The sequence below is a fragment of the Streptomyces sp. NPDC087215 genome, from assembly GCF_044744885.1.
Taxonomy (GTDB): Bacteria; Actinomycetota; Actinomycetes; order Streptomycetales; family Streptomycetaceae; genus Streptomyces.
The window spans coordinates 279,409-300,397 of the sequence record NZ_JBIUZD010000008.1; the positions used below are offsets into that span (position 1 = coordinate 279,409).

Consider the following 20,989-nt stretch of genomic DNA (forward strand, 5'->3'; position numbering starts at 1 on the left):
CGTGCCGGGCCGGGAATCAGCCCAGGAGCGCGGGGATCTCCTGGACGCCGAACCAGAGCAGTTCGTGGTCCTCGGCGCCGTCCACGACGAACCGCGCGTCGTCGTCGCCCTGGTCCGCCGCCCCGAGCGCGGCGGCGGCGGCCGTGACGTCGGCCTCGGCGTCGTCCGCGTCCACGTGCACGGCGGCGGCCTTGGCGAGCGGTACGGGCCCGGCGATCCGGACCTCGCCGACGGAAGCGGCGTCCAGCCCCGGGCCGGGGTCCGTGGCCGCGTCGCGGTCGGCGACGTCCACGGCGACGACGATCCGGCGCCTGGGCGCCCCCGGGGCCCCGGCGAGGAGGCGCAGGGAGGCGGCGGCGGCCCGGTTGAGCGCCGCGTACTCCAGCTCCTCGATGTCGTCGGAGACGTACCACTCGCGCAGGGCGGGGGTGACGGCGTAGGCGGTCAGCGGGCCGGGGCCCAGCTCGCCCGCCTCGTGCGCCTGTGCGAGACCGGGGAGGGTCAGGGGGACGTACACGCGCATGACTGGCCGCTTTCGTAGACGCATCCGTGGTCGGAGAGCCTCAGGATACGTGCGGAGTCCCCCTTCGGGGATTCCGGCCGGAGCGGGCCCGCGTCCACCCCCGCGGCGGACCTCCGGGGACCCCGGTGACCCGAATTTTCGGGCCATCACCCGGATAGGTGATTCCGTTTTCGGACACCTTCGGCGCGGGCCGCTCCTTGCGGGGGCTCCGGCCCCACCCGTACAAGATCCCCAAGGAAAGTTACCGACTGGTACCAGCCGGTTACGCAATGACAGGGGGCCCTCATGACCAGCACGCTCACCGCCGCACCGCCCGCCGCGCCCGGGCGCACCCCCTCCGGCGCCCCCGCCCCGCACCCGGCCCCCGCACCCGCCGCCCGGCCGCACCCCGCCACAGCGGCCACCCGCCCCCGCACACCACGCCCCCGCACCGCCCCCGGCGGACCGGCCGGCACCCGCCCGCGCGGCCACACCGGCACCCACCCCCGCACCACCGTCCCGCGCCCCCGCACCACCCCGGCACCCCGCGCCCTCCCCCCGCACACCGTCTTCGCCGAGCGTCTGCTCGCCGTCCTCAGCGGGGAGCGCCCGGTCCACTGGATGCTCGGCCACACCGTCGGAGAGGCGTACGAGCAGCTCGTCCGGATCGCCCCGCGGACCCCGCTGCGCTCGCTCGGTCCCCGCCCGGTGCTGCGGCGCTGCTCGGCGCAGGCGCACGACGGCCGGACCGTACTCGAAGCCTTCGCGACGATCGCCACGGGACCGCGCCTGCGGGCCATGGCCTTCCGCCTGGAACTGGGAGCGGACCGCCGCTGGCGCTGCGCCGCCGTGGAGCTCGACGGACTCGGGACGGCGGACCGCCCCGCATGACGGACCGCACGGACCACCCGGCCCGGCCGCCCCGCACGACGGAAAGGGCGGCCCGCTCAGCCCGGCCGCCCCGCACGGACCACCCGGCACGGCCCGCCCCGCACGACGGAAGGGGCCGACCGCCCCGACGGGCGACCGACCCCTTCCGTCATCGGCTCAGGACCTCGGCGGTCCCGGCCTCACTTCTTGCGGCGACGCCCGCCGCCCGCGTTCTTCTGGGCCTTGCGGCGCTCGGCACGGGTCATCCCGTCGCCGCCGTCCGCGTCGTCGGAGGCGAAGTCACCCTCGACGACACCGCCGTCACCGTCCACGCTCGGCGCGGAGAAGTGGAGCCGGTCGGGCCGCTGCGGGGCGTCCAGGCCCTTGGCGCGGATCTCCGGGCGCCCGGCGGGCACCGCGTCCTGCTTGTCGAGCGAGGGAGAGCTGGACTGCACCGGGACCTCCTCGACCTGCTGCTCGACCTGGACCTCCAGGTTGAACAGGTAGCCGACGGACTCCTCCTTGATGCCCTCCATCATGGCGGTGAACATGTCGAAGCCCTCGCGCTGGTACTCGACCAGCGGGTCCTTCTGCGCCATGGCGCGCAGACCGATGCCCTCCTGGAGGTAGTCCATCTCGTAGAGGTGCTCGCGCCACTTGCGGTCCAGGACGGACAGGACCACGCGCCGCTCCAGCTCACGCATGATCTCCGAGCCGAGCTGCGTCTCGCGCGTCTGGTACTGCTCGTGGATGTCGTTCTTGATCGACTCGGCGATGAACTCGGCGGTGATGCCCGCCCGGTCCCCCGCCGTGTCCTCCAGCTCCTCCACGGTGACCTTCACCGGGTAGAGCTGCTTGAACGCGGTCCACAGACGGTCGAGGTCCCACTCCTCCGCGAAGCCCTCGGCGGTCTCCTGGCGGATGTAGTCGTCGATCGTGTCGTCCATGAAGTGCTGCACCTGCTCGTGCAGGTCCTCGCCCTCCAGGACGCGGCGGCGCTCGCCGTAGATGACCTGGCGCTGCCGGTTGAGCACGTCGTCGTACTTCAGGACGTTCTTACGGGTCTCGAAGTTCTGCGTCTCGACCTGCGACTGGGCGGAGGCGATGGCCCTGGTGACCATCTTGTTCTCGATCGGCACGTCGTCCGGCACGTTGGCCATGGCCATCACGCGCTCGACCATCTGCGCCTTGAACAGGCGCATCAGGTCGTCGCCGAGCGAGAGGTAGAAGCGGGACTCGCCGGGGTCGCCCTGACGGCCGGAACGACCGCGCAGCTGGTTGTCGATGCGGCGGGACTCGTGGCGCTCGGTGCCCAGCACGTACAGCCCGCCGAGGTCCTTGACCTCCTCGAACTCCGCCTTCACGGCCTTCGCGGCACGCTCCAGGGCGCCGGGCAGGGCCGCGGCCCACTCCTCGACGTGCTCGACCGGGTCCAGGCCCGCCTGGCGCAGCTCGGCCTCGGCGAGGTCGTCCGGGTTGCCGCCGAGCTTGATGTCCGTACCACGGCCGGCCATGTTCGTGGCGACGGTGACGGCGCCGCGGCGACCGGCCTGGGCGACGATGCTCGCCTCGCGGTCGTGGTGCTTGGCGTTGAGCACCTCGTGCTGCACACCGCGCTTGGAGAGCTGCTGCGAGAGGTACTCGGACTTCTCGACGGAGGTCGTGCCGACCAGGATCGGCTGCCCCTTGTCGTGCTTCTCCGCGATGTCGTCGACGACGGCGGCGAACTTGGCGACCTCGGTCCGGTAGATCAGGTCGGACTGGTCCTTGCGGATCATCGGCCTGTTCGTGGGGATCGGGACGACGCCCAGCTTGTAGATCTGGTGGAACTCGGCCGCCTCGGTCATGGCCGTACCGGTCATGCCGGAGAGCTTCGAGTACAGCAGGAAGAAGTTCTGGAGGGTGATCGTGGCGAGGGTCTGGTTCTCGTCCTTGATCGCCACCCCTTCCTTCGCCTCGATCGCCTGGTGCATTCCCTCGTTGTAACGGCGACCGGCGAGGATACGGCCGGTGTGCTCGTCGACGATCATGACTTCGCCGTCCATGACGACGTAGTCCTTGTCCTTCTTGAACAGTTCCTTCGCCTTGATGGCGTTGTTCAGGTAACCGACGAGCGGGGTGTTCACCGACTCGTAGAGGTTGTCGATGCCCAGCCAGTCCTCGACCTTGGCGACACCGGCCTCATGGATGGCGACGGTCCGCTTCTTCTCGTCGACCTCGTAGTCGCCGGTCTCCTCGATGCCCTTGAGCTGGTTGCCGGGCTCGCCCTTGGCGAGACGGGTGACGAGCTTGGCGAAGTCGCCGTACCACTTCGTCGCCTGGTCGGCCGGGCCGGAGATGATCAGCGGCGTACGGGCCTCGTCGACGAGGATGGAGTCGACCTCGTCGACACAGGCGAAGTTGTGGCCGCGCTGGACGAGCTCGTCCTGGGACCACGCCATGTTGTCGCGCAGGTAGTCGAAGCCGAACTCGTTGTTCGTGCCGTACGTGATGTCGCAGGCGTACTGCTCACGGCGCTGGGCCGGCGTCATGTTGGAGAGGATGCAGCCGATCGACAGGCCCAGGAAGCGGTGCACCCGGCCCATCATCTCGGAGTCGCGCTCGGCCAGGTAGTCGTTGACCGTGATCAGGTGCACGCCCTTGCCGGAGAGCGCGTTGAGGTACGCGGGAAGGGTGCCGACGAGGGTCTTGCCCTCACCGGTCTTCATCTCGGCGACGTAGCCGAGGTGCAGGGCGGCGCCGCCCATCATCTGGACGTCGTAGTGGCGCTGACCGAGCACACGCTTCGCGGCCTCGCGCACGGTCGCGAAGGCCTCGGGAAGCAGGTCGTCGAGGCTCTCGCCGTCGGCGTACCGCTGCTTGTACTCATCGGTGAGCGCCCGCAACTCGGCGTCGGAGAGGTTGACGAAGTCCTCTTCGATGGAGTTGACCTGGTCCGCGATGCGGTGCAGTTTGCGCAGGATCTTTCCTTCGCCTGCACGCATGAGCTTGTTGAAGACGGACACTGAGGCTGGTCTCCTTGCCGGTCGGGCCTGGCACTGGGTCTTGTCATGGACGCGAGCGCGGGCACGGCAGGTGGTCCCCACCGCAACGGCCATCGTAAGCGAGACCGCCCTCGCAGAGGGAGGCCCACAGTGCCGCAGCCCGTACGTCCGCCCGGAAAGAGAACGCCCGAGGTGGGCGGAAGGTGCCGCCCCACCCGAAAAGTGTTCGCTTCCGGTGCCCCGGGTCACCACAATCCCGGCATGGATCCGATCACCCTCACCACCGACCGCCTCCGGCTCCGGAACTTCGTCCCGGAGGACGCCGACGCGGTGCACGCCATCTGCCAGGACCCGGACATCCTGCGCTGGACCGTCGTCCCCTCGCCGTACACCCGGCAGGACGCCGAACTGTTCCTCCAGCGCCTGGTGCCGGACGGCTGGCGCGAGGACACCGAGTACACCTTCGCGGTGGAACCCGTGGCCGGGGGCCCGCTGCTGGCCGCCGCCTCGCTGAGCAGCCGGGGCGGGGGCGTCTGGGAGGTCGGCTACTGGCTGGCCCGTGAGCACCGCGGCGCCGGATACATGACGGAGACCGTCCGCGCCCTCGCCCACTGGGCCTTCACCCAGCTCGGCTGTGTCCGTCTGGTGTGGCGGGCCGAGGTCGGCAACACCGGCTCGCGCGCGGTGGCCGAGCGCGTCGGCTTCGTCGTCGAGGGCGTCCAGCGCGCCGGGCTCGCCTCCCGGGGCACCCTCCGGGACGGCTGGGTCGCCGCCCTCCTCCCCTCCGACTTCGGTCTCCCCAGCCCCCTGCCGCACCTCCCTGCCCGGGACCGGCCGGTCACTCCCTGACGAGGGGCGTACGGGCCCGGGACCGGCAACTCGGCTGTCAGTGCCGGGGCCTAGGGTGCGGTCCATGACGACTGCGCCGCGCCCCGCCGCCGAACTGTCCGCCGACGAAGCCCGCCGCATCGCGCTGCGCGCCCAGGGCTTCCTGGGGGCGCCCGACCGCCGCGCCGGGGTGCGCGGGGTGCTGCGCGCGCTCGGCCAGGTCCAGCTCGACACGATCTCCGTGCTCGCCCGCTCGCACGAGCTGATCCCGTACGCCCGGCTGGGCGCGGTCGGCCGGAAGACGGTCGAGGACGCCTACTGGACCGGCACCCACGCCTTCGAGTACTGGTCGCACGCCGCCTGTGTCCTGCCCGTCGAGGAGTGGCCGCACTTCGCCTTCCGCAGGCGCGCCTACCGCGACCGACCGCACTGGGGCCACGAGCTGTCGCCGGGGGCGTACGACAAGGTCATCGCCCAGTTGCGGGCCGAGGGCCCCCGGACGGCGTCCGAGCTGGGCGGTGCGAAGAACAAGGGCGAGTGGTGGGACTGGTCGGACGCGAAGATCGCCGTCGAGCGGGCTCTGATGCACGGCGAGGTGGTCGTGGTCGAGCGGCGCGGCTGGAAGCGGGTGTACGACCTGGCGGAGCGGGCCGTCCCGCGGGCCCTGCTCCATGACGACCTGGACGACACCGAGTGCGTACGGCGCCTGGTGCGGCAGGCGGGCGAGGCGCTGGGCGTGGGCACCCGCGCGGACATCGCCGACTACCACCGGCTGAAGGGCGAGCAGTTCGACGCGGTGGTCGAGGCGGCGGGGCTCGTGCCGGTGACGGTGGCGGGCTGGTCCAAGCCCGCCTGGGCGGACCCGGCGGCGCTGGCCTCGGAGCCGCGCGGCCGACACCGTACGACGCTGCTCTCGCCGTTCGACTCGCTGATCTGGGAGCGGGCCCGCACGGAGCGGATCTTCGGCTTCACCCACCGCCTGGAGGCTTACGTACCGAAGCAGAAGCGGGTCCACGGCTACTTCGCGATGCCGGTGCTGGCCGGGGGCCGTCTGGTGGGCCGGGTGGACCCGGCGCGGGAGGGCCGGACGCTGGTCGCCCGGCAGGTGACGCTCGACGGCCCGAAGGCGGTGCCCGCGGTGGCGCGGGCGCTGCGCGAGGCGGCGGAGTGGGTGGACTGCGACGCGGTCTCGGTGGTCCCGGACCGGGTGAGCCACCCGGAACTGGTGCCGGAGCTGATCCGCGCCCTGGGCTGACGGCGGGGGACGAGGGGCGTCCGGAGGGCACGGGGTGCGAAGGGGCTCCTGGGGCCCGTCCGAGGACCCGGGACCCGTGGGGTGCGGAAAGAGGGGCCCGTGAGGAGCCCCGCGAGCCTCACAGAAAAGGCCGTGCCCCACCGGAAAGGCCGTGTCCGGCTGGAGAAACCGCGCCCGGCAGAAGGGCGAGGTCCCTCCGGAAGGGTCAGGATCTCCCCGGAAGGGCGGGCCCCGGTCCCTACCGGATCTCCAGGATCTTCTCCCGCATCGCGTAGACCACGGCTTCCATCCGGGAGTGCAGCTGGAGCTTCTCCAGGATGTTCCTGACGTGGTTCTTCACGGTGTTCTCGGAGATGAACAGCCGCTTGGCGATGTCCCGGTTGTTCATTCCGGTCGCCACCAGTTTGAGGACCTCCAGCTCGCGGTCGGTGAGCCGGGGCGCGGGCACGAGCCTGCGTTCGTCGGTGCGCTGGATCATCGACTTGAACTCGGTGAGGAGTTTCGACGCCATCGAGGGGCTGATCTGCGACTGGCCGTCCGCGACCGCGCGGATCGCGGTGGCGACCTCGTCGGTGGAGATCTCCTTGAGGAGGTAACCGGTGGCCCCCGCCTTGATGGCGTCGTACAGATCGGCCTCCTCGTCGCTGATCGTCAACATGATGATCTTCGCGCTGGGGGCCACCTCCTTGATGGAGGTGCACGCCTCGATGCCGCCGCGCCGGGGCATCCGTACGTCCATCAGGACGATGTCGGGCAGCAGGTCGGCCGCCTTGTCGACGGCCTCGGCCCCGTCCCCGGCCTCGCCCACGACCTGGATGTCCTCCTCCTGGGCGAGGACGATCTCAAGTCCTCGGCGGAAGAGGGCGTGGTCATCCACGACGAGGACCCGGATCGGCTCCTTGCGGAAGGTGCCGCTGTCCGGTTCCGATCCCTCCGGGACCGCGCCACCGTGCTCACGCCCGCTGAGCACCGGCCCGAAGCTGTCCGCCATCGTTCCTCCCCCTGAAGGCCGTGGCCTGAATTCGTATCCGGTCCTCCAACCCGTGTTCAGTGAGCACCGGTTGGCGTGCACCACATGATTTCATGCCCCGGCGGCGGCTGAGGCTTCCCGCGCGCACGGGGGTGCCCCCGGCGGCGCGGAAAGCGCTCCAGGGGCACCCCCGGGGACACCTGTGCGAGCGGTGCGGGCGACGGCCGGTCAGCCGCCGAGCGCACCACCGGCGCCGCCGCCCTCGGCGAGCGGGTCGCTCTCCAGATGGATGACGCCGTAGTCGTACGCGTGCCGCCGGTAGACCACGCTCGGCTGCTTCGTGTCGGAGTCGACGAAGAGGTAGAAGTCGTGCCCGACCAGTTCCATCTCGTAGAGCGCCTGGTCGAGCGTCATCGGCGCGGCCGCGTGGGTCTTCTCGCGGACCACGAGCGGGCCTTCGCCCTGCACCTCGATCGAACCCATCATCGTGGTGGGCACCTTGTCGGTCTCGTCGGCGACCAGCTGACCGTCGCCGTTGAGCTGGGCGGCGCCGGGCACCACGTCCCCGACCTCCGCCGCCGAAAGCCTGCCGTTCCCACGGCGGGTGTAGCGCTTGTCGTGCTGCTTCCGCAGGCGCGCCTCCAGCTTGTCGCTGGCGAGGTCGAGCGCTGCGTACGGGTCGCCTGCCGCGGCTTCCGCCCGGATCACCGGGCCTCGGGAGTGGAGGGTGATCTCCACGCGGTCCGACCTGTCGGCCTGCCGCGGATTCAGCTCCTTGGACACCTCGACGTCCAGGCTGATCACCTTGCCGTCGAGCTTCTGGATCTTCTCCAGCTTCAGCTTCTCGGCCACGTGCTTGCGGAACCGCTCGGGCACCTCGGTCTTGCGGCCCTTGACGACGATGTCCACGCAGAACTCCGTTCCCGGATCGCCCGGACCGGCTCCTTGGCCGCCGGGCATCTCCCTTTGCACCAGATGCTCCGGTGGATTACCGGAGCTTCGGACTCGGCGTTTTCACCTCCTCCTCCCCAGCCGACAAGATCCCCACCCCGTCGACATGAGGTTAATTCGCCCTGAACTCCTGTCCTGTAGGCGCAACCATGTTTTCGGCGAGCGATGGCTTTCACCATTCCTCACAACCGAACATAGCCCCTTCGGACGGGTGTCGGCACCCGCTACCGCGACATACCTCCGTTCGGGTGCCCTCACCTCTCACCACCTGCAACGATCCAAGTTCCCGGAGAGTTCCGGTTTAATTCGAACGAACGGGGAGAGGATGCGATCACGGCCGCCACCCGCTGTTCGAATCCGTGCTGCGTGAAACCATCCGCGGAGCCCCCCGGCATTCCACGGGAAATGAACGGAAGGTGTACGGCTCCGAGTGCGCGGGCCGCCTCCGCGAGCGAGGCCCCCGTGGTCATCAGGTCGTCCACGAGGACCACCTTTCCGGCCGCCAGGAGCCGTCCGCCGCCGGGCACGACCTCCAGGGCCCCGGAGAGGTTGGCCAGCCGTCCGCGCGCCCCGAGGCCCGCCTGGTCCGCCACGAACCGGCGCTGCCGCAGCACCGGGACCATCCGCGCCTCCCGCCCCGACCGCCGCAGCAGCGTCGCCGCGGCCCGCGCGATCCGGCGCGTCGGATCGTGGCCACGCGCCCGTACCGAGCGCCGTGAGGACGGCACCGGCACCAGGAGCAGCGGACGGGGCCCGAGGCTCTCCACGGGCCCGGCAGCGGCCTCCACGACCCCGGCCAGCGCCCCGCCCAGCGGTCCGGCGAGCGCGAGCGCCCCGCGTTCCTTGTGGGCCAGGAGCACGTCCCGTACGGCCCCGGCGTAGGGCGCGGCGGCGTGCACCACCGGCAGCCCGGCGGGCTCGGGCTCGGGGCGCACCCGGCGCGGCCCCTCCCCGCCCCCCGCCAGCCCGTCCGCGCACACCGGGCACAGTTCCGTCCTCGGCAGACCGCAGCCCGCGCAGGCGACCGGCAGCACCAGGCCGGCGATCTCGTGCCACCACCCCCGCATGGCTCCACTGTGCGCCCTCGCCGACTCCCGGACCACCCCTGTGGAAAACCCCCGGACCGGCCGCCGAAGTACGTCAGGTACGGACGGAAGGGGCCGGGCGGGGCGCGCGGGCCGGGCGGGGCGCGCGGGCCGGGCGGGGCGCGCCGGGGCAGCCCGAACGAGCTACTGCCTCCGGCACCCCGGGCATCTCGGAGGCCCTGCCGCCCGAGTCGTCCCCGACGCCACCGGCCGCCCCCAGCGCCCCGGCCGCCCCGGCCGCCCCGGCCGCCCCGGCCGGATCATCCCGGGTAGATCGGTGACCGGCCCGTCTTGACCACCGGCTGCCAGTTCATGCCGGGTGCGAGCCGGACGATGCCGTCGTTGCCGGAGTAGGCGACCAGCGGTGTGGTGTCGCCGTGCGGGGCGGCCACCGACTTCACCCCGTTGAGGCCGGGGAGCACCGAGGTGGCGGAGGTCGAGCCGTCCGTCTGGAGGTAGCGGATCTGCTGGACGCCGCCCGCCTCCCTGCCGACCACGACGAGCCTGCTCGGCCCGGCCCAGGAGACGGCCGTGACGGACTCCATCCGGGGCGCGGCGGGCTGGAGGTCGAGGACCGAGACGACCGGGTCCGTCTCCGTGGTCTCCCGCTGGACCCGGCCGATCTGCAGGGTCGTACGGCCGTCCTGGGTGACGACGAGCGCGATCCGGACACCGTCGGCGGAGACCTTCAGGGAGTCGATCCTGACGTCCGGCGTCAGCCACGGCGCGTTGACCCGGACGGGGTGGCCGGTGCCGCCGGGCACCATCCACAGCCGGGGCGCGGAGCGGTCGCGGTCGGCGACCCACAGGTCGCCCCGGCGGTCCCAGCTGGGCGCGGAGAGCCGGTCGTCCGGCTTGGCGCCCTTGCTGCTGAGGATCGCGGGGGACGGTTCCTGCTCGGTGGTGATCGAGGAGACGAACAGGTCGCGGCCGTTCTCCCCCACTCCCGCGGCCCGGGTCTCGCCCCGGTCCACCGCGACCGACTGGAGCCGCGCCGTGTCCTTGCCGAGGGGGCCCGGCAGTTCGGCGGACCTGTCCGGCACCTTCTCCCCGAACACCAGCATCATCAGCTTGCCGTGCTCGTCGACGAAGTACGGGTTCTCGCTGCGGTCGGTGGTGTGGACGGCGGCGAACTCCGCCGCCTGCCCCTTGCCGAGCCTGCACAGCGAGCGGTCGGCCGAACCCAGCAGTTCCACCTGCTCGACGCGCACGGACGTCAGGTCCCGCAGGGTGAAGAGCAGTTGCGCCGCCATCCGCCGGCACACCTCGCCGCCCACCCGGTCGGCCCGGTCGTTGAGCGGCACCTTCAGCGTGGACTGGTCGTCGGTGGTCAGCGTGGTGACGCCCTTCCGCAGCTCCGTACCCGAGGGGAACCTGGAGTCGACGGCGGGCTTCAGCCAGTTCGTGGGGCCTTCGAGGAGCGCCTTGACCGTCTGCGTCACCGGGTCCATCCGGGTGACGGGGTCCTGCCGCTGCCGGATGTAGACGGGGTCGGCGACGACCCAGTCCTCCCGGGAGGCGAAGTAGTACTTGTTGACCGAGCGGTAGTTGCGCAGGAAATCGGCCTCGCCGAGCACCAGACCGGGCGGGAGGCTGTCGATGCGCCACTCCTTGCCCTTGCCGTTGGCGGTGGGCTGCTGGACGACATGGATCGCCTTGAGGTACTCGACCGGGCTGTTCGGCTGGTACGCGTGCCGGGCGTCCACGGTCGCGATCTTCCGGCCGGAGAGCGGATAGGCCTTGCCCTGCTCGTCCGGGTCGGCGTTGCGGTCGGCCTGGTCACGATTGGGCGCGGTGGTGAGCACGGTGATGCTCTGTTCCGGCTTCCAGCTCGCCGCCGCCTTCTTCGTCAGGTACTTGCGGGCCGTGGCGAATCCGGGGTCGTCGCTGGTCATCGCTTCGAGGAAGCCGTCGACGATCTCGTCCGGATCCGCGCTCTCCCGTGGGGCCACGGCGTACACCCGTACCTGCGAGTCCCCCTGGTTGGCGCCCCGCACGGGCTGTACGTCCCCGCTGTCGGGCATCGTCGCGCACCCGCTCACCAGGATTCCGCCGCAGGCGGCCAGCACCGCCGCCCTCGTCCGCGTCCCGCGTCCCACGAGCCCCTCCCGGGAGTCAGCGCCCACGTGTCCCGTCCTCCCGTTCGGTGTTCCCGCCGCCCCCGGCCGTCGCCTGACCGGCCCCGGCGCCCACTCCGTCGCCGTCCGCCGCGCCCCGCGCCACGACCCGGGCGCCGCTCCCGGGCAGCGCCGTCGGATCGACGGTCGCCCGGGGCGGGGCGGGCAGCCTCGGCGGTACGGGAAGCTGCGCGCGGTCGCCCCCGGACTGCGCCGGTACGGCCGACAGGCGCGCGTTCTCCTGCGCCCGCCCGGCCGCCGCCTGCTCCCGGTTGCGCCGCGAGTCCTCGGGCTCCAGGGGTATCGGGGAGCCCCTGAGCGGTTCGTCGGCGGTGCGCGGCAGGGTGAGCCGGAACTGCGAGCCGCCACCGGCCTCGCCCCACGCCTGGAGCCAGCCGCCGTGCAGCCGCGCGTCCTCGACGGCGATCGACAGGCCCAGCCCGGTGCCTCCGGTGGTCCGCGCGCGGGCGGGGTCGGCACGCCAGAACCGGTTGAACACCCGGGTCGCCTCGCCCGGCTTCAGCCCGACGCCGTAGTCCCGGACGGCGATGGCCACGGCGCCACCGGCGGCGGCCAGTTTCACCACCACGTCCTTGCCCTCGCCGTGCTCCACGGCGTTGACGACGAGGTTGCGCAGCACCCGCTCGACCCGGCGGGCGTCGGCCTCGGCCACCACCGGCTGCCGGTCGCCGACGACGACGATCCTGCTGCCCTTGCGCTCGGCGAGCGGCTCGGCGCCGCTGATGACCCGGCGCACGACCTGCCGCAGGTCTATCGGTTCGGCTTCGAGGGCCGCCGCGCCCGCGTCGAAGCGGCTGATCTCCAGGAGGTCGGCGAGCAGCGACTCGAAGCGGTCGAGCTGGTCGCCGAGCAGTTCGGCGGAGCGGGCGGTGACGGGGTCGAAGTCGACGCGTGCCTCGTGGATGACGTCGGCGGCCATCCGGACCGTGGTCAGCGGGGTGCGCAGTTCGTGCGAGACGTCCGAGACGAACCGCCGCTGCATCCGCGACAGCTCCTCCAGCTGCTGGATCTTGAGCTGGAGGCTCTGGGCCATCTTGTTGAATGCCTCGCCGAGGCGCGCGATGTCGTCCTCGCCGGTGACCTTCATCCGTTCCTGGAGGCGCCCGGCGGAGAGCCGTTCGGCGATCCCGGCGGCCATCCGGACGGGGGTGACGACTTGGCGGACCATGAGCCAGGCGATGGCGCCGAGGAGCACGACGACGAAGAGCCCGGCGGTCGCCAGGGTGGTCTTGACCAGGGTGAGGGAGTCCTCCTCCTGGGTCAGCGGGAAGAGGTAGTACAGCTCGTACTGGGTGCCCTCGGCGTCGTTCATCCGCTTGCCGATCACCAGCCCGGCCTCGGGGGCCTTGCCGCTGGTGTAGTGGATGCTGGTGAACTTCTGGAAGGTGTCGGTGCTCTGCGCCACCGAGTGGCGCAGGTCGGCGGGGATGCTCGTGGTCGGATCGACCTCGCCGGAGGCGCGGGCGCCCCGGCTCGCGGTGTCGCCGGTGTCGAGGGAGAGCGCCACCACGTTGAAGGCGCTCTGTCCGCCGCTGGCGAGCTGCTCGACGAGCGTGGACCGCCAGTTCACGGAGGCTCCGGCCCGTCCGCCGTCCTGCTGCCCGGGGGCGGAGGAGGTGGTGGCCGCCCGGTCCTGCGCGGCCGAGAACCCACCGGCGGCCTGGCTCTGCGCGGCCCTCTCCTTGGCTTCGAGGAGCCCGTTGCGGACCTGTCCGATGACGACGAGGCCGAGCAGCAGGACGACCCCGAGGGACATCAGCAGGGTGCCCGCGACGATCCTCAGCTGGATGTTCCGCCGCCACAGCCGCACGGCGGGCAGCAGCGGGCGGCGCACCCACCGGGCGACGAGCCGGATGACCGGCCCGCCGGGGGTCCCGTCCTGGAGCAGCCGTCCGCCACGCGGCAGACGGCCGGAACGCGAGCCCCCCCGCCCCGGTCCGGCAGCCCGCCCCGTACGGACTCCCGGGTCACCGGGCTTCGGAGCAGTACTGCCTGTGCTCATGTCAGCTGGGTCCCGCCTTGTAGCCGACGCCCCGGACGGTCACCACGATCTCCGGGCGCTCCGGGTCCTTCTCGACCTTCGAGCGCAGCCGCTGGACGTGCACGTTCACCAGGCGGGTGTCGGCCGCGTGGCGGTAGCCCCAGACCTGCTCCAGCAGGACCTCGCGGGTGAAGACCTGCCACGGCTTGCGGGCCAGCGCGACGAGCAGGTCGAACTCCAGCGGGGTCAGGGCGATGGACTGCCCCTCCCGCTTCACGGAGTGCCCGGCCACGTCGATGACCAGGTCACCGATGGTCAGCTGCTCGGGAGCCGGTTCCTCGGACCGCCGCAGCCGCGCCCGGATGCGGGCGACCAGTTCCTTCGGCTTGAACGGCTTCACGATGTAGTCGTCGGCACCGGACTCCAGGCCCACGACGACATCGACCGTGTCGCTCTTGGCCGTGAGCATGACGATCGGCACTCCCGACTCGGCCCGGATGAGCCGGCACACCTCGATGCCGTCCCTTCCGGGCAGCATCAGGTCGAGCAGCACCAGATCCGGCTTGGCCTCGCGGAAAGCGGCGAGCGCCTTGTCACCGTCCGCGACGAACGACGGCTCGAACCCTTCACCCCGCAGCACGATGCCGAGCATCTCGGCCAGTGCGGTGTCGTCGTCGACGACAAGAACGCGTCCCTTCATGTCGACATCATCCCATTTCCGTATCAGTCTGAAGGCGGCTGGTGAGATACCTCACTGGCCTGCGGCGACGTCCGAATTCGCTCGCCGTGAACCGCCGGTGTCTGTGGGTGTTGATGCCAGACATGGATGTCAGCCCGTGGCCCCCGTGGTCGCCCCGAACCGTACCCTGCGGGGCCTGGTAAAGCCCATGGGAGGGCTGGCCCGATCGGCGGCCTCGCCCCCGGCGGGCGGAGACCTGCCCTCCCGGGACGCCGACGCCCCCGGAAAGAGCCACTCGGCCCCTTTCGGCTTCGAGCCCGTCCACGAACACCCACCGAACCAGGCCGTACGAGCCCCGGCACGGCCGACGAGGGCCCGCCCGACCGGCAGCCCTCCCGGCCCTCCCTCCCGCACGCAGGACCCGGGAGGGGACCGACGCGGGAAACGGATCAACGATCCACGCGCCCGCCCGACGCGGAGGACGGAGCGCTGAAGGCCCGGGGCCACGAGCAGCAGGAGCAGCACGAGCAGCACGAGCAGCAGGACGACCATCAGGGGATGCAGCCGGGAGTCCCCATAAGACCCACCGCCGCTCCACCCGACACACCCTGGATCAGACCGGATCAGATCTCGACCGGGCAGGAATCCCTCCCCCGGCACCCCCAGGCCGGGACCTCGGCAACTCCCCGGTACCTCGGCACCCGGTCCGTTCCGGCGAGGCGAACTCGCACAAGGGCGAGGGCTCCCCCACTCACCCGCCGACCGGAATCCCGTGGGCGAGGATCTCGCAGAGCAGCACGGGCATCCCCATCAACCGGTCGTCATCTGCCGTGACATGCCGTGATCCGACCTGAGCCGACCCACGGCGGCTCCCCGGCCGGGGTGACGCCCTGCTGGACCATGGCACGCTCGCCCGCCGCCGCGCGGTCCGCGTGCTCTGATCGGGCATCCGCACAGTGCGCCGCCTGCCTCCCACCCGCCGGAGGTCCGGACAAAGGTACGAACGGCGGCACCTGTCCGGCCCACGGGCGGGCCCCGCGTGGCACGATGGCACCCGGCCCGCCGCCATGTCCGGTGTCGGCCGCCGTGACCGAGCCGGCTCGCCGATCCGGCACCGCGACCATTCCTCCGAGGTGGACGACCGTGAACGACACTCCGGGCTGGACCTCGCCCGGATCCGCCCCCTCCGACGGCCAGGACGGCTCCGGCGTGCCCCGGCCCGCAGCTCCGGCCGACGAGAACGGCTCCGCCCCCCAGTGGTCGAAGGACCAGCCGCCCGGGGGCCAGTGGTCCCCGCCGACCCAGCAGGCCCCGCCCCCGGCGCGGGGCCCCGGCTGGGGCACCCCGCCGCCGAACGTCCAGTGGGGCAAGCCCCCGGCCGCCAAGCCCGGTGTGATCCCGCTGCGCCCGCTGGGCATGGGCGAGATCCTCGACGGCGCCGTGAAGACCCTGCGCACCTACTGGCGCACGGTCCTGACGATCACCGTCGTGGTCGCGCTGTTCTCCCAGACGGTCAGCGTCCTGGCCCAGCGCTATCTCGTCCCCCGGGCCCCGGCCACGAACCCGGACGCCTCCCCCGCCGAGATGCTCGAAGAGTCCATCGAAGCCGCCCAGGTGTCCCTGATCGGCATGGGCCCCTCCCTGCTCGTCACGCTCATGGCGTCCGTGGCGAGCGCGGCACTGCTGACCGTCGTCATCAGCCGCGCCGTGCTCGGCCGCCCGGTGACACTCGGCTCCGCCTGGCAGGAGGCCCGCCCCCGGCTGCTCCAGCTCATCGGCCTGACCCTGCTCCTGGCCGTCCTCGGCGCGGGCATCGTCACCGTCGCCCTGCTCCCCGGATTCCTCATCGGCGGCGGCGCGGGAGCGTTCCTGGCCTTCCTCGGCGGCCTCGGCGGCCTCGTGGCCGTCGTCTGGCTGATGGTCCGCTTCAGCCTCGCCTCCCCGGCCCTGATGCTGGAACGCCAGGGCGTGTTCCCGTCCCTGAAGCGCTCGGCCAAGCTGGTCCAGGGCTCCTGGTGGCGGATCTTCGGCATCACCGTCCTCACCCAGCTGCTGATCTTCGTCTTCGCGATGATCATCGCGATCCCGTTCACGATCATCGGCATCGCGGTCGACGGCGACGGCTTCTCCGGGCTGCTCTCCGGCTCCAGCACGACCTTCGGCTGGCCGTTCCTGATCGTCACGGGCATCGGCGGAGTCATCACCAGCGCGGTCACGTACCCCATCTCGGCCGGTGTGACGGTCCTGCTCTACGTGGACCAGCGCATCCGCCGCGAAGCCCTGGACATCGAACTCGCCCGGTCCGCGGGCCTTCCGGGCTACGGCCCCGCACCGGGCACCCAGACCGTCGGAGGCTGATGCCGTGACGGTCACGGGGGGAACGACCAGGGCACCGGCGCGGCTCCGCGCCGACGGTGACGTACCGGTGGACCTCTCCCGGCTCCCCGCCCGCGAGGCGGCGGAGCGGGAGCTGTCCGAGCCGATGTACCACGAGAACGACCCGAACCTCCTCCAGCGCGGCCTCGACCGCTTCTGGGAGTGGATCGGCGACCTCTTCGCGTCGGCTTCCGGAGCCACCCCGGGCGGAGTCGTCGGCCTCGTCGTGGTCGTCCTGCTCGTGGCCGCCGTCGCCGCCGCCCTGTGGTGGCGGCTCGGCACCCCCCGACGTACCCCCGGCACCACCGCCGACTCCCTCTTCGAGGACGGCCCCCGCACCGCCCGGGAACACCGCGCGGCCGCCGTCCGCCACGCCTCCTCCGGCCACTGGAACCAGGCCGTCCAGGAACGGATGCGCGCCATCGTCCGCTCCCTCGAAGAACGCACCCTGATCGACCCCCGGCCCGGCCGCACCGCCGACGAGGCCGCCGCCGAGGCGGGCCGCTCCCTGCCGTCCCACGCCGACGCCCTGCGCCTCGCGGTCCGCGCCTTCGACGACGTCACCTACGGCGGCCGCACCGCCGACGAAGCCGCGTACCGCCGTGTCGAGGAACTGGACACGGCCCTGGAACGGACCCGCCCCACCTTCGACACCACCGCCCCGGGAACGCCCGCATGAGCCGCCCGGCCGTCAGCGCCACGTCGACCGCCGCGACCGCGCACCAGTGGTGGACCCGGGCCCGGGGCGTGCTCCTCCTCCTCGTCCTGGTCCTCATCGGGGGGATCGTCCTCGCCACGGTGCGGTCCACCGGCTCCCACGGAGCCCTCGATCCCCGGTCCGCCGCCCCCCACGGCAGCCGGGCCGTCGCCGAACTCCTCAAGGACCGCGGCGTCACGGTCACTCTCGCCACCACCCTCGACGAGGCCACCACCGCGACCGGCCCCGACTCGACCCTTCTGGTCACCACCCCCGATCTGCTGACGAAGAGCCAGCAGTCCACGCTCCACCGGGCCTTCGCGGACACCACCGCCCGCACCGTCCTCGTCGGAGCGGGCGCCGCCTCCCTCCCCGTCCTGGCCCCGGACGTCTCCGCCGAGCTCAGCACCCCCGTGCGGAACCGCGCCCCCGCCTGCGCCTTCCCGGGCGCCGTCCACGCGGGCAGCGTCGACCTCGGCGGCGAGCGCTACCGCGTCCGCCCCGGCACCACCGCCGACTCCTGCTACCCCGCCGACGGCCTGCCGACCCTGGTCCGCCTCCCCGGCTCCGGCACCACCGACACCGTCCTCCTCGGCTCGCCCGACATCCTCCACAACAACCGTCTCGACCAGCAGGGCAACGCCTCGCTCGCCCTCCGGCTCCTCGGCTCCCGGCCCCATCTCGTCTGGTACCTCCCCGCGCTCTCCGACGCCTCCGCCACCGCCCCGTCCGACGGCGACACCACAGCCGACTTCCTCACCCTCGTCCCCTCCGGCTGGCTGTGGGGCACGCTCCAACTCGCCGTCGCGGCCCTCCTCGCCGCCGTCTGGCGCGCCCGCCGCCTCGGCCCCCTGGTGACCGAACGCCTCCCCGTCACCCTCCGCGCCTCCGAGGCCACCGAGGGCCGTGCCCGCCTCTACCGCAAGGCGGACGCCCGCGACCGCGCCGCCGCCGTCCTGCGCACCGCGACCCGCACCCGGATCGCCCCGCTCCTCGGCGTCCCCACCCAGGACGCCCACTCTTCCGAGCGCCTCCTCCCCGCGCTCTCCGCCCGTCTCCCCGAGACCGCGGATCACGGAACCCTTCTCTTCGGCCCGGCTCCCGCCGACGACGCCGCCCTCATCCGCCTCGCGGACCAACTCGACGCCCTCGAAAGAGAGGTACGCACCTCATGAGCGCCCCGACCCCCGAGACCGCTACGGACTCGGACAGCGCCCGCGCCTCCCTGGAGGCCCTGCGCACCGAGATCGCCAAGGCGGTGGTCGGCCAGGACCCCGCCGTCACCGGTCTCGTCGTCGCCCTGCTCTGCCGGGGACACGTCCTCCTCGAAGGCGTCCCCGGAGTCGCCAAGACACTGCTGGTCCGCGCGCTCGCCGCCACTCTCGAACTCGACACCAAGCGCGTCCAGTTCACCCCCGACCTGATGCCGAGCGACGTCACCGGCTCCCTGGTCTACGACACCCGGACCTCCGAGTTCTCCTTCCAGCCCGGCCCGGTCTTCACCAACCTCCTCCTCGCCGACGAGATCAACCGGACACCCCCGAAGACCCAGTCCTCCCTCCTCGAGGCGATGGAGGAGCACCAGGTCACGGTCGACGGCACCCCCCGCCCGCTCCCTGAACCCTTCCTGGTCGCCGCCACCCAGAACCCCGTCGAGTACGAGGGCACCTACCCCCTGCCCGAGGCCCAACTGGACCGCTTCCTGCTGAAGCTGACGGTCCCGCTGCCCTCACGCGCGGACGAGGTCCAGGTCCTCACCCGTCACGCCGGGGGCTTCGACCCCCGCGACCTGAAGGCCGCGGGCATCCGCCCCGTCGCAGGCCCCGCCGAACTCGCGGCGGCCCGGGCCGCCGTCGCCGAGGTGTCGGTCTCCACCAAGATCGCCGGCTATGTCGTCGATATCTGTCGTGCCACGCGTGAATCCCCCTCGCTCACCCTCGGGGTCTCTCCCCGAGGTGCCACCGCCCTGCTCTCCACCGCCCGCGCCTGGGCCTGGCTGACCGGCCGGGACTACGTCACCCCGGACGATGTGAAGGCCCTCGCTCTCCCCACCTTGCGTCATCGCGTCCACCTGCGGCCCGAGGCCGAGATGGAGGGTGTCACCCCCGACTCCGTCATCGACTCGATCCTCGCCCACGTCCCCGTACCCCGCTGAGAACGACGCCCATGGCCCTCACCGGACGAACCGCGCTGCTAGCCGCCCTCGGATCACTCCCCGTCGGCATCCTCGCCCCCAGCTGGGCGGGGATGCTCGCCGTGAACGCGCCCCTCTCCCTCGCAATTCTGTGCGACTACGCCTTGGCTGCGCCAGTACGAACGCTCCAATTCACCCGAAGTGGTGATACATCCGTTCGACTCGGTGACGCGGCGGACGTGCAGCTCACGGTCACCAACCCGTCCCGTCGGCGCCTCCGGGCCCAGCTCCGCGACGCGTGGCCGCCCAGCAGTTGGCTCCCGGGCACCGAACAGGCGGCCTCACGCCAGCGCCTGACCGTGCCCGCGGGCGAACGCCGCCGTCTCACCACCAGCCTGCGCCCGACCCGCCGCGGCGACCGCCGGGCGGCCCGCGTGACGGTCCGTTCGTACGGCCCCCTCGGCCTCGCGGCCCGCCAGGGCAACCACGAGGTCCCGTGGACGGTCCGCGTCCTGCCGCCCTTCACCAGCCGCAAGCACCTGCCGTCCCGCCTGGCCCGCCTCCGTGAACTCGACGGCCGCACCAGTGTGCTGACCCGAGGTGAGGGCACCGAGTTCGACAGCCTCCGCGAGTACGTCCCCGGCGACGACACCCGCTCGATCGACTGGCGGGCCACGGCCCGTCAGAGCACGGTCGCCGTCCGCACCTGGCGTCCCGAGCGCGACCGCCACATCCTCGTCGTCCTCGACACCGGCCGTACGTCGGCCGGCCGTGTCGGTGACGTCCCCCGTCTGGACGCCTCGATGGACGCGGTTCTCCTCCTGACCGCGCTCGCCTCCCGTGCCGGTGACCGCGTGGACCTGCTGGCCTACGACCGTCGGCTCCGCGCCCAGGTCCAGGGACGTTCGTCCAGGGACGTCCTGCCCGCCGTGGTCGACGCCCTCGCCCAGCTCGGACCCGAGCTGGTGGAGACGGACGCCCGTGGTCTGGCCGCGACCGCCCTCGCCCGCGCCCCCCGCCGCTCCCTGATCGTCCTCCTGACGAGCCTGGACGCCGCTCCGATCGAGGAGGGCCTGCTCCCGGTGCTGCCCCAGCTGACCCGGCGCCACACGGTCCTGGTGGCGTCCGTGGCGGATCCCCAGGTCGCCCGCATGGCCGCGAACCGGGGCACGATCGAGAACGTCTACGAGGCTGCCGCCGCCACCCAGACCCAGTCCCAGCGTGCCCGGACCGCCGACCAGCTCCGCCGCCACGGCGTCACGGTCGTGGACGCCGTTCCCGACTCTCTCGCCCCGGCACTGGCGGACGCCTACCTCGCGCTGAAAGCAGCCGGCCGCCTCTGAAAAGGAAAGGCCGGGGTTTCGGCGCGCGGGGCTTTCCCGATTCCGGCCGGTAAACGCAGAAAAGCCCCGCACCATGAGGTGCGGGGCTTTCCCACAATGATTGTTCGGCGGTGTCCTACTCTCCCACAGGGTCCCCCCTGCAGTACCATCGGCGCTGAAAGGCTTAGCTTCCGGGTTCGGAATGTAACCGGGCGTT

General features: G+C 72.3%; 16 protein-coding genes and 1 rRNA gene. 8 read left to right on the plus strand and 9 right to left on the minus strand.

Features of this window, described 5'->3' with window-relative positions; all coding sequences use genetic code 11:
• Positions 1 to 16 precede the first annotated feature (16 nt).
• On the minus strand, positions 17 to 523 hold the full coding sequence (locus ACIO92_RS22205; protein ID WP_366440978.1) for a DUF6912 family protein: 507 nt from the start codon (positions 521 to 523) through the stop codon (positions 17 to 19).
• 285 nt (positions 524 to 808) lie between these two features.
• Between ACIO92_RS22205 and ACIO92_RS22210 the strand changes: the two genes are divergently transcribed.
• Complete coding sequence (locus ACIO92_RS22210) at positions 809 to 1,393, plus strand: Rv3235 family protein (protein ID WP_402058601.1); 585 nt, start codon at positions 809 to 811, stop codon at positions 1,391 to 1,393.
• Between the two features lie 179 nt (positions 1,394 to 1,572).
• On the opposite strand, the gene secA is transcribed toward ACIO92_RS22210, so the two are convergent.
• Positions 1,573 to 4,377 carry a preprotein translocase subunit SecA gene (gene secA, locus ACIO92_RS22215; protein ID WP_401237255.1) on the minus strand — a complete coding sequence of 935 codons (2,805 nt, stop codon included), beginning with the start codon at positions 4,375 to 4,377 and terminating at the stop codon, positions 1,573 to 1,575.
• Positions 4,378 to 4,617: 240 nt separating this feature from the next.
• On the opposite strand from secA, the gene ACIO92_RS22220 reads away from it, so the two are divergent.
• The gene (locus ACIO92_RS22220; RefSeq protein WP_366440975.1) at positions 4,618 to 5,205 is read left to right on the plus strand and encodes a GNAT family N-acetyltransferase; all 588 of its coding nucleotides are present in this window, start codon (positions 4,618 to 4,620) and stop codon (positions 5,203 to 5,205) included.
• Positions 5,206 to 5,269: 64 nt separating this feature from the next.
• A complete protein-coding gene (locus tag ACIO92_RS22225; protein WP_366440974.1) occupies positions 5,270 to 6,439 on the plus strand; it encodes a DNA glycosylase AlkZ-like family protein in 1,170 nt (389 codons plus the stop codon).
• Between the two features lie 238 nt (positions 6,440 to 6,677).
• On the opposite strand, the gene ACIO92_RS22230 is transcribed toward ACIO92_RS22225, so the two are convergent.
• From ACIO92_RS22230 to mtrA, 6 genes are all read right to left on the minus strand, one after another.
• Positions 6,678 to 7,430, minus strand: coding sequence for a response regulator transcription factor (locus tag ACIO92_RS22230; RefSeq protein ID WP_366440973.1), 753 nt, complete (start codon positions 7,428 to 7,430; stop codon positions 6,678 to 6,680).
• A 207-nt stretch (positions 7,431 to 7,637) separates the two neighbouring features.
• The gene (hpf, locus tag ACIO92_RS22235) at positions 7,638 to 8,318 is read right to left on the minus strand and encodes a ribosome hibernation-promoting factor, HPF/YfiA family (protein ID WP_366440972.1); all 681 of its coding nucleotides are present in this window, start codon (positions 8,316 to 8,318) and stop codon (positions 7,638 to 7,640) included.
• 296 nt (positions 8,319 to 8,614) lie between these two features.
• Entirely contained in the window at positions 8,615 to 9,427 is an 813-nt protein-coding gene (locus tag ACIO92_RS22240; protein WP_366440971.1) for a ComF family protein, read from the minus strand.
• A 278-nt stretch (positions 9,428 to 9,705) separates the two neighbouring features.
• Complete coding sequence (locus ACIO92_RS22245; protein ID WP_402282715.1) at positions 9,706 to 11,571, minus strand: LpqB family beta-propeller domain-containing protein; 1,866 nt, start codon at positions 11,569 to 11,571, stop codon at positions 9,706 to 9,708.
• A complete protein-coding gene (gene mtrB / locus ACIO92_RS22250) occupies positions 11,561 to 13,585 on the minus strand; it encodes an MtrAB system histidine kinase MtrB (RefSeq protein ID WP_366440970.1) in 2,025 nt (674 codons plus the stop codon). Before mtrB ends, ACIO92_RS22245 begins: the two co-directional genes overlap by 11 nt.
• 1 nt (position 13,586) lies before the next feature.
• Positions 13,587 to 14,264, minus strand: a complete 678-nt coding sequence (gene mtrA / locus ACIO92_RS22255) for a two-component system response regulator MtrA (RefSeq protein ID WP_003968748.1) — start codon at positions 14,262 to 14,264, stop codon at positions 13,587 to 13,589.
• Positions 14,265 to 15,386: 1,122 nt separating this feature from the next.
• On the opposite strand from mtrA, the gene ACIO92_RS22260 reads away from it, so the two are divergent.
• Genes ACIO92_RS22260 through ACIO92_RS22280 form a run of 5 tightly spaced genes read left to right on the plus strand, consistent with a single transcriptional unit; the run spans position 15,387 to position 20,793 of the window.
• A complete protein-coding gene (locus ACIO92_RS22260) occupies positions 15,387 to 16,601 on the plus strand; it encodes a hypothetical protein (protein WP_366440969.1) in 1,215 nt (404 codons plus the stop codon).
• A gap of 4 nt (positions 16,602 to 16,605) precedes the next feature.
• Entirely contained in the window at positions 16,606 to 17,298 is a 693-nt protein-coding gene (locus tag ACIO92_RS22265) for a DUF4129 domain-containing protein (protein ID WP_366440968.1), read from the plus strand.
• Positions 17,295 to 18,491 (plus strand): DUF4350 domain-containing protein, encoded by a 1,197-nt coding sequence (locus ACIO92_RS22270; protein ID WP_402282712.1) that lies wholly within the window; start codon positions 17,295 to 17,297, stop codon positions 18,489 to 18,491. Before ACIO92_RS22265 ends, ACIO92_RS22270 begins: the two co-directional genes overlap by 4 nt.
• Positions 18,488 to 19,471, plus strand: a complete 984-nt coding sequence (locus ACIO92_RS22275) for an AAA family ATPase (protein WP_402282711.1) — start codon at positions 18,488 to 18,490, stop codon at positions 19,469 to 19,471. Before ACIO92_RS22270 ends, ACIO92_RS22275 begins: the two co-directional genes overlap by 4 nt.
• An 11-nt stretch (positions 19,472 to 19,482) precedes the next feature.
• Positions 19,483 to 20,793 carry a DUF58 domain-containing protein gene (locus tag ACIO92_RS22280; protein WP_402282709.1) on the plus strand — a complete coding sequence of 437 codons (1,311 nt, stop codon included), beginning with the start codon at positions 19,483 to 19,485 and terminating at the stop codon, positions 20,791 to 20,793.
• A gap of 102 nt (positions 20,794 to 20,895) precedes the next feature.
• On the opposite strand, the gene rrf is transcribed toward ACIO92_RS22280, so the two are convergent.
• Positions 20,896 to 20,989: ribosomal RNA gene (gene rrf, locus ACIO92_RS22285) — 5S ribosomal RNA — on the minus strand; the annotation flags it as partial.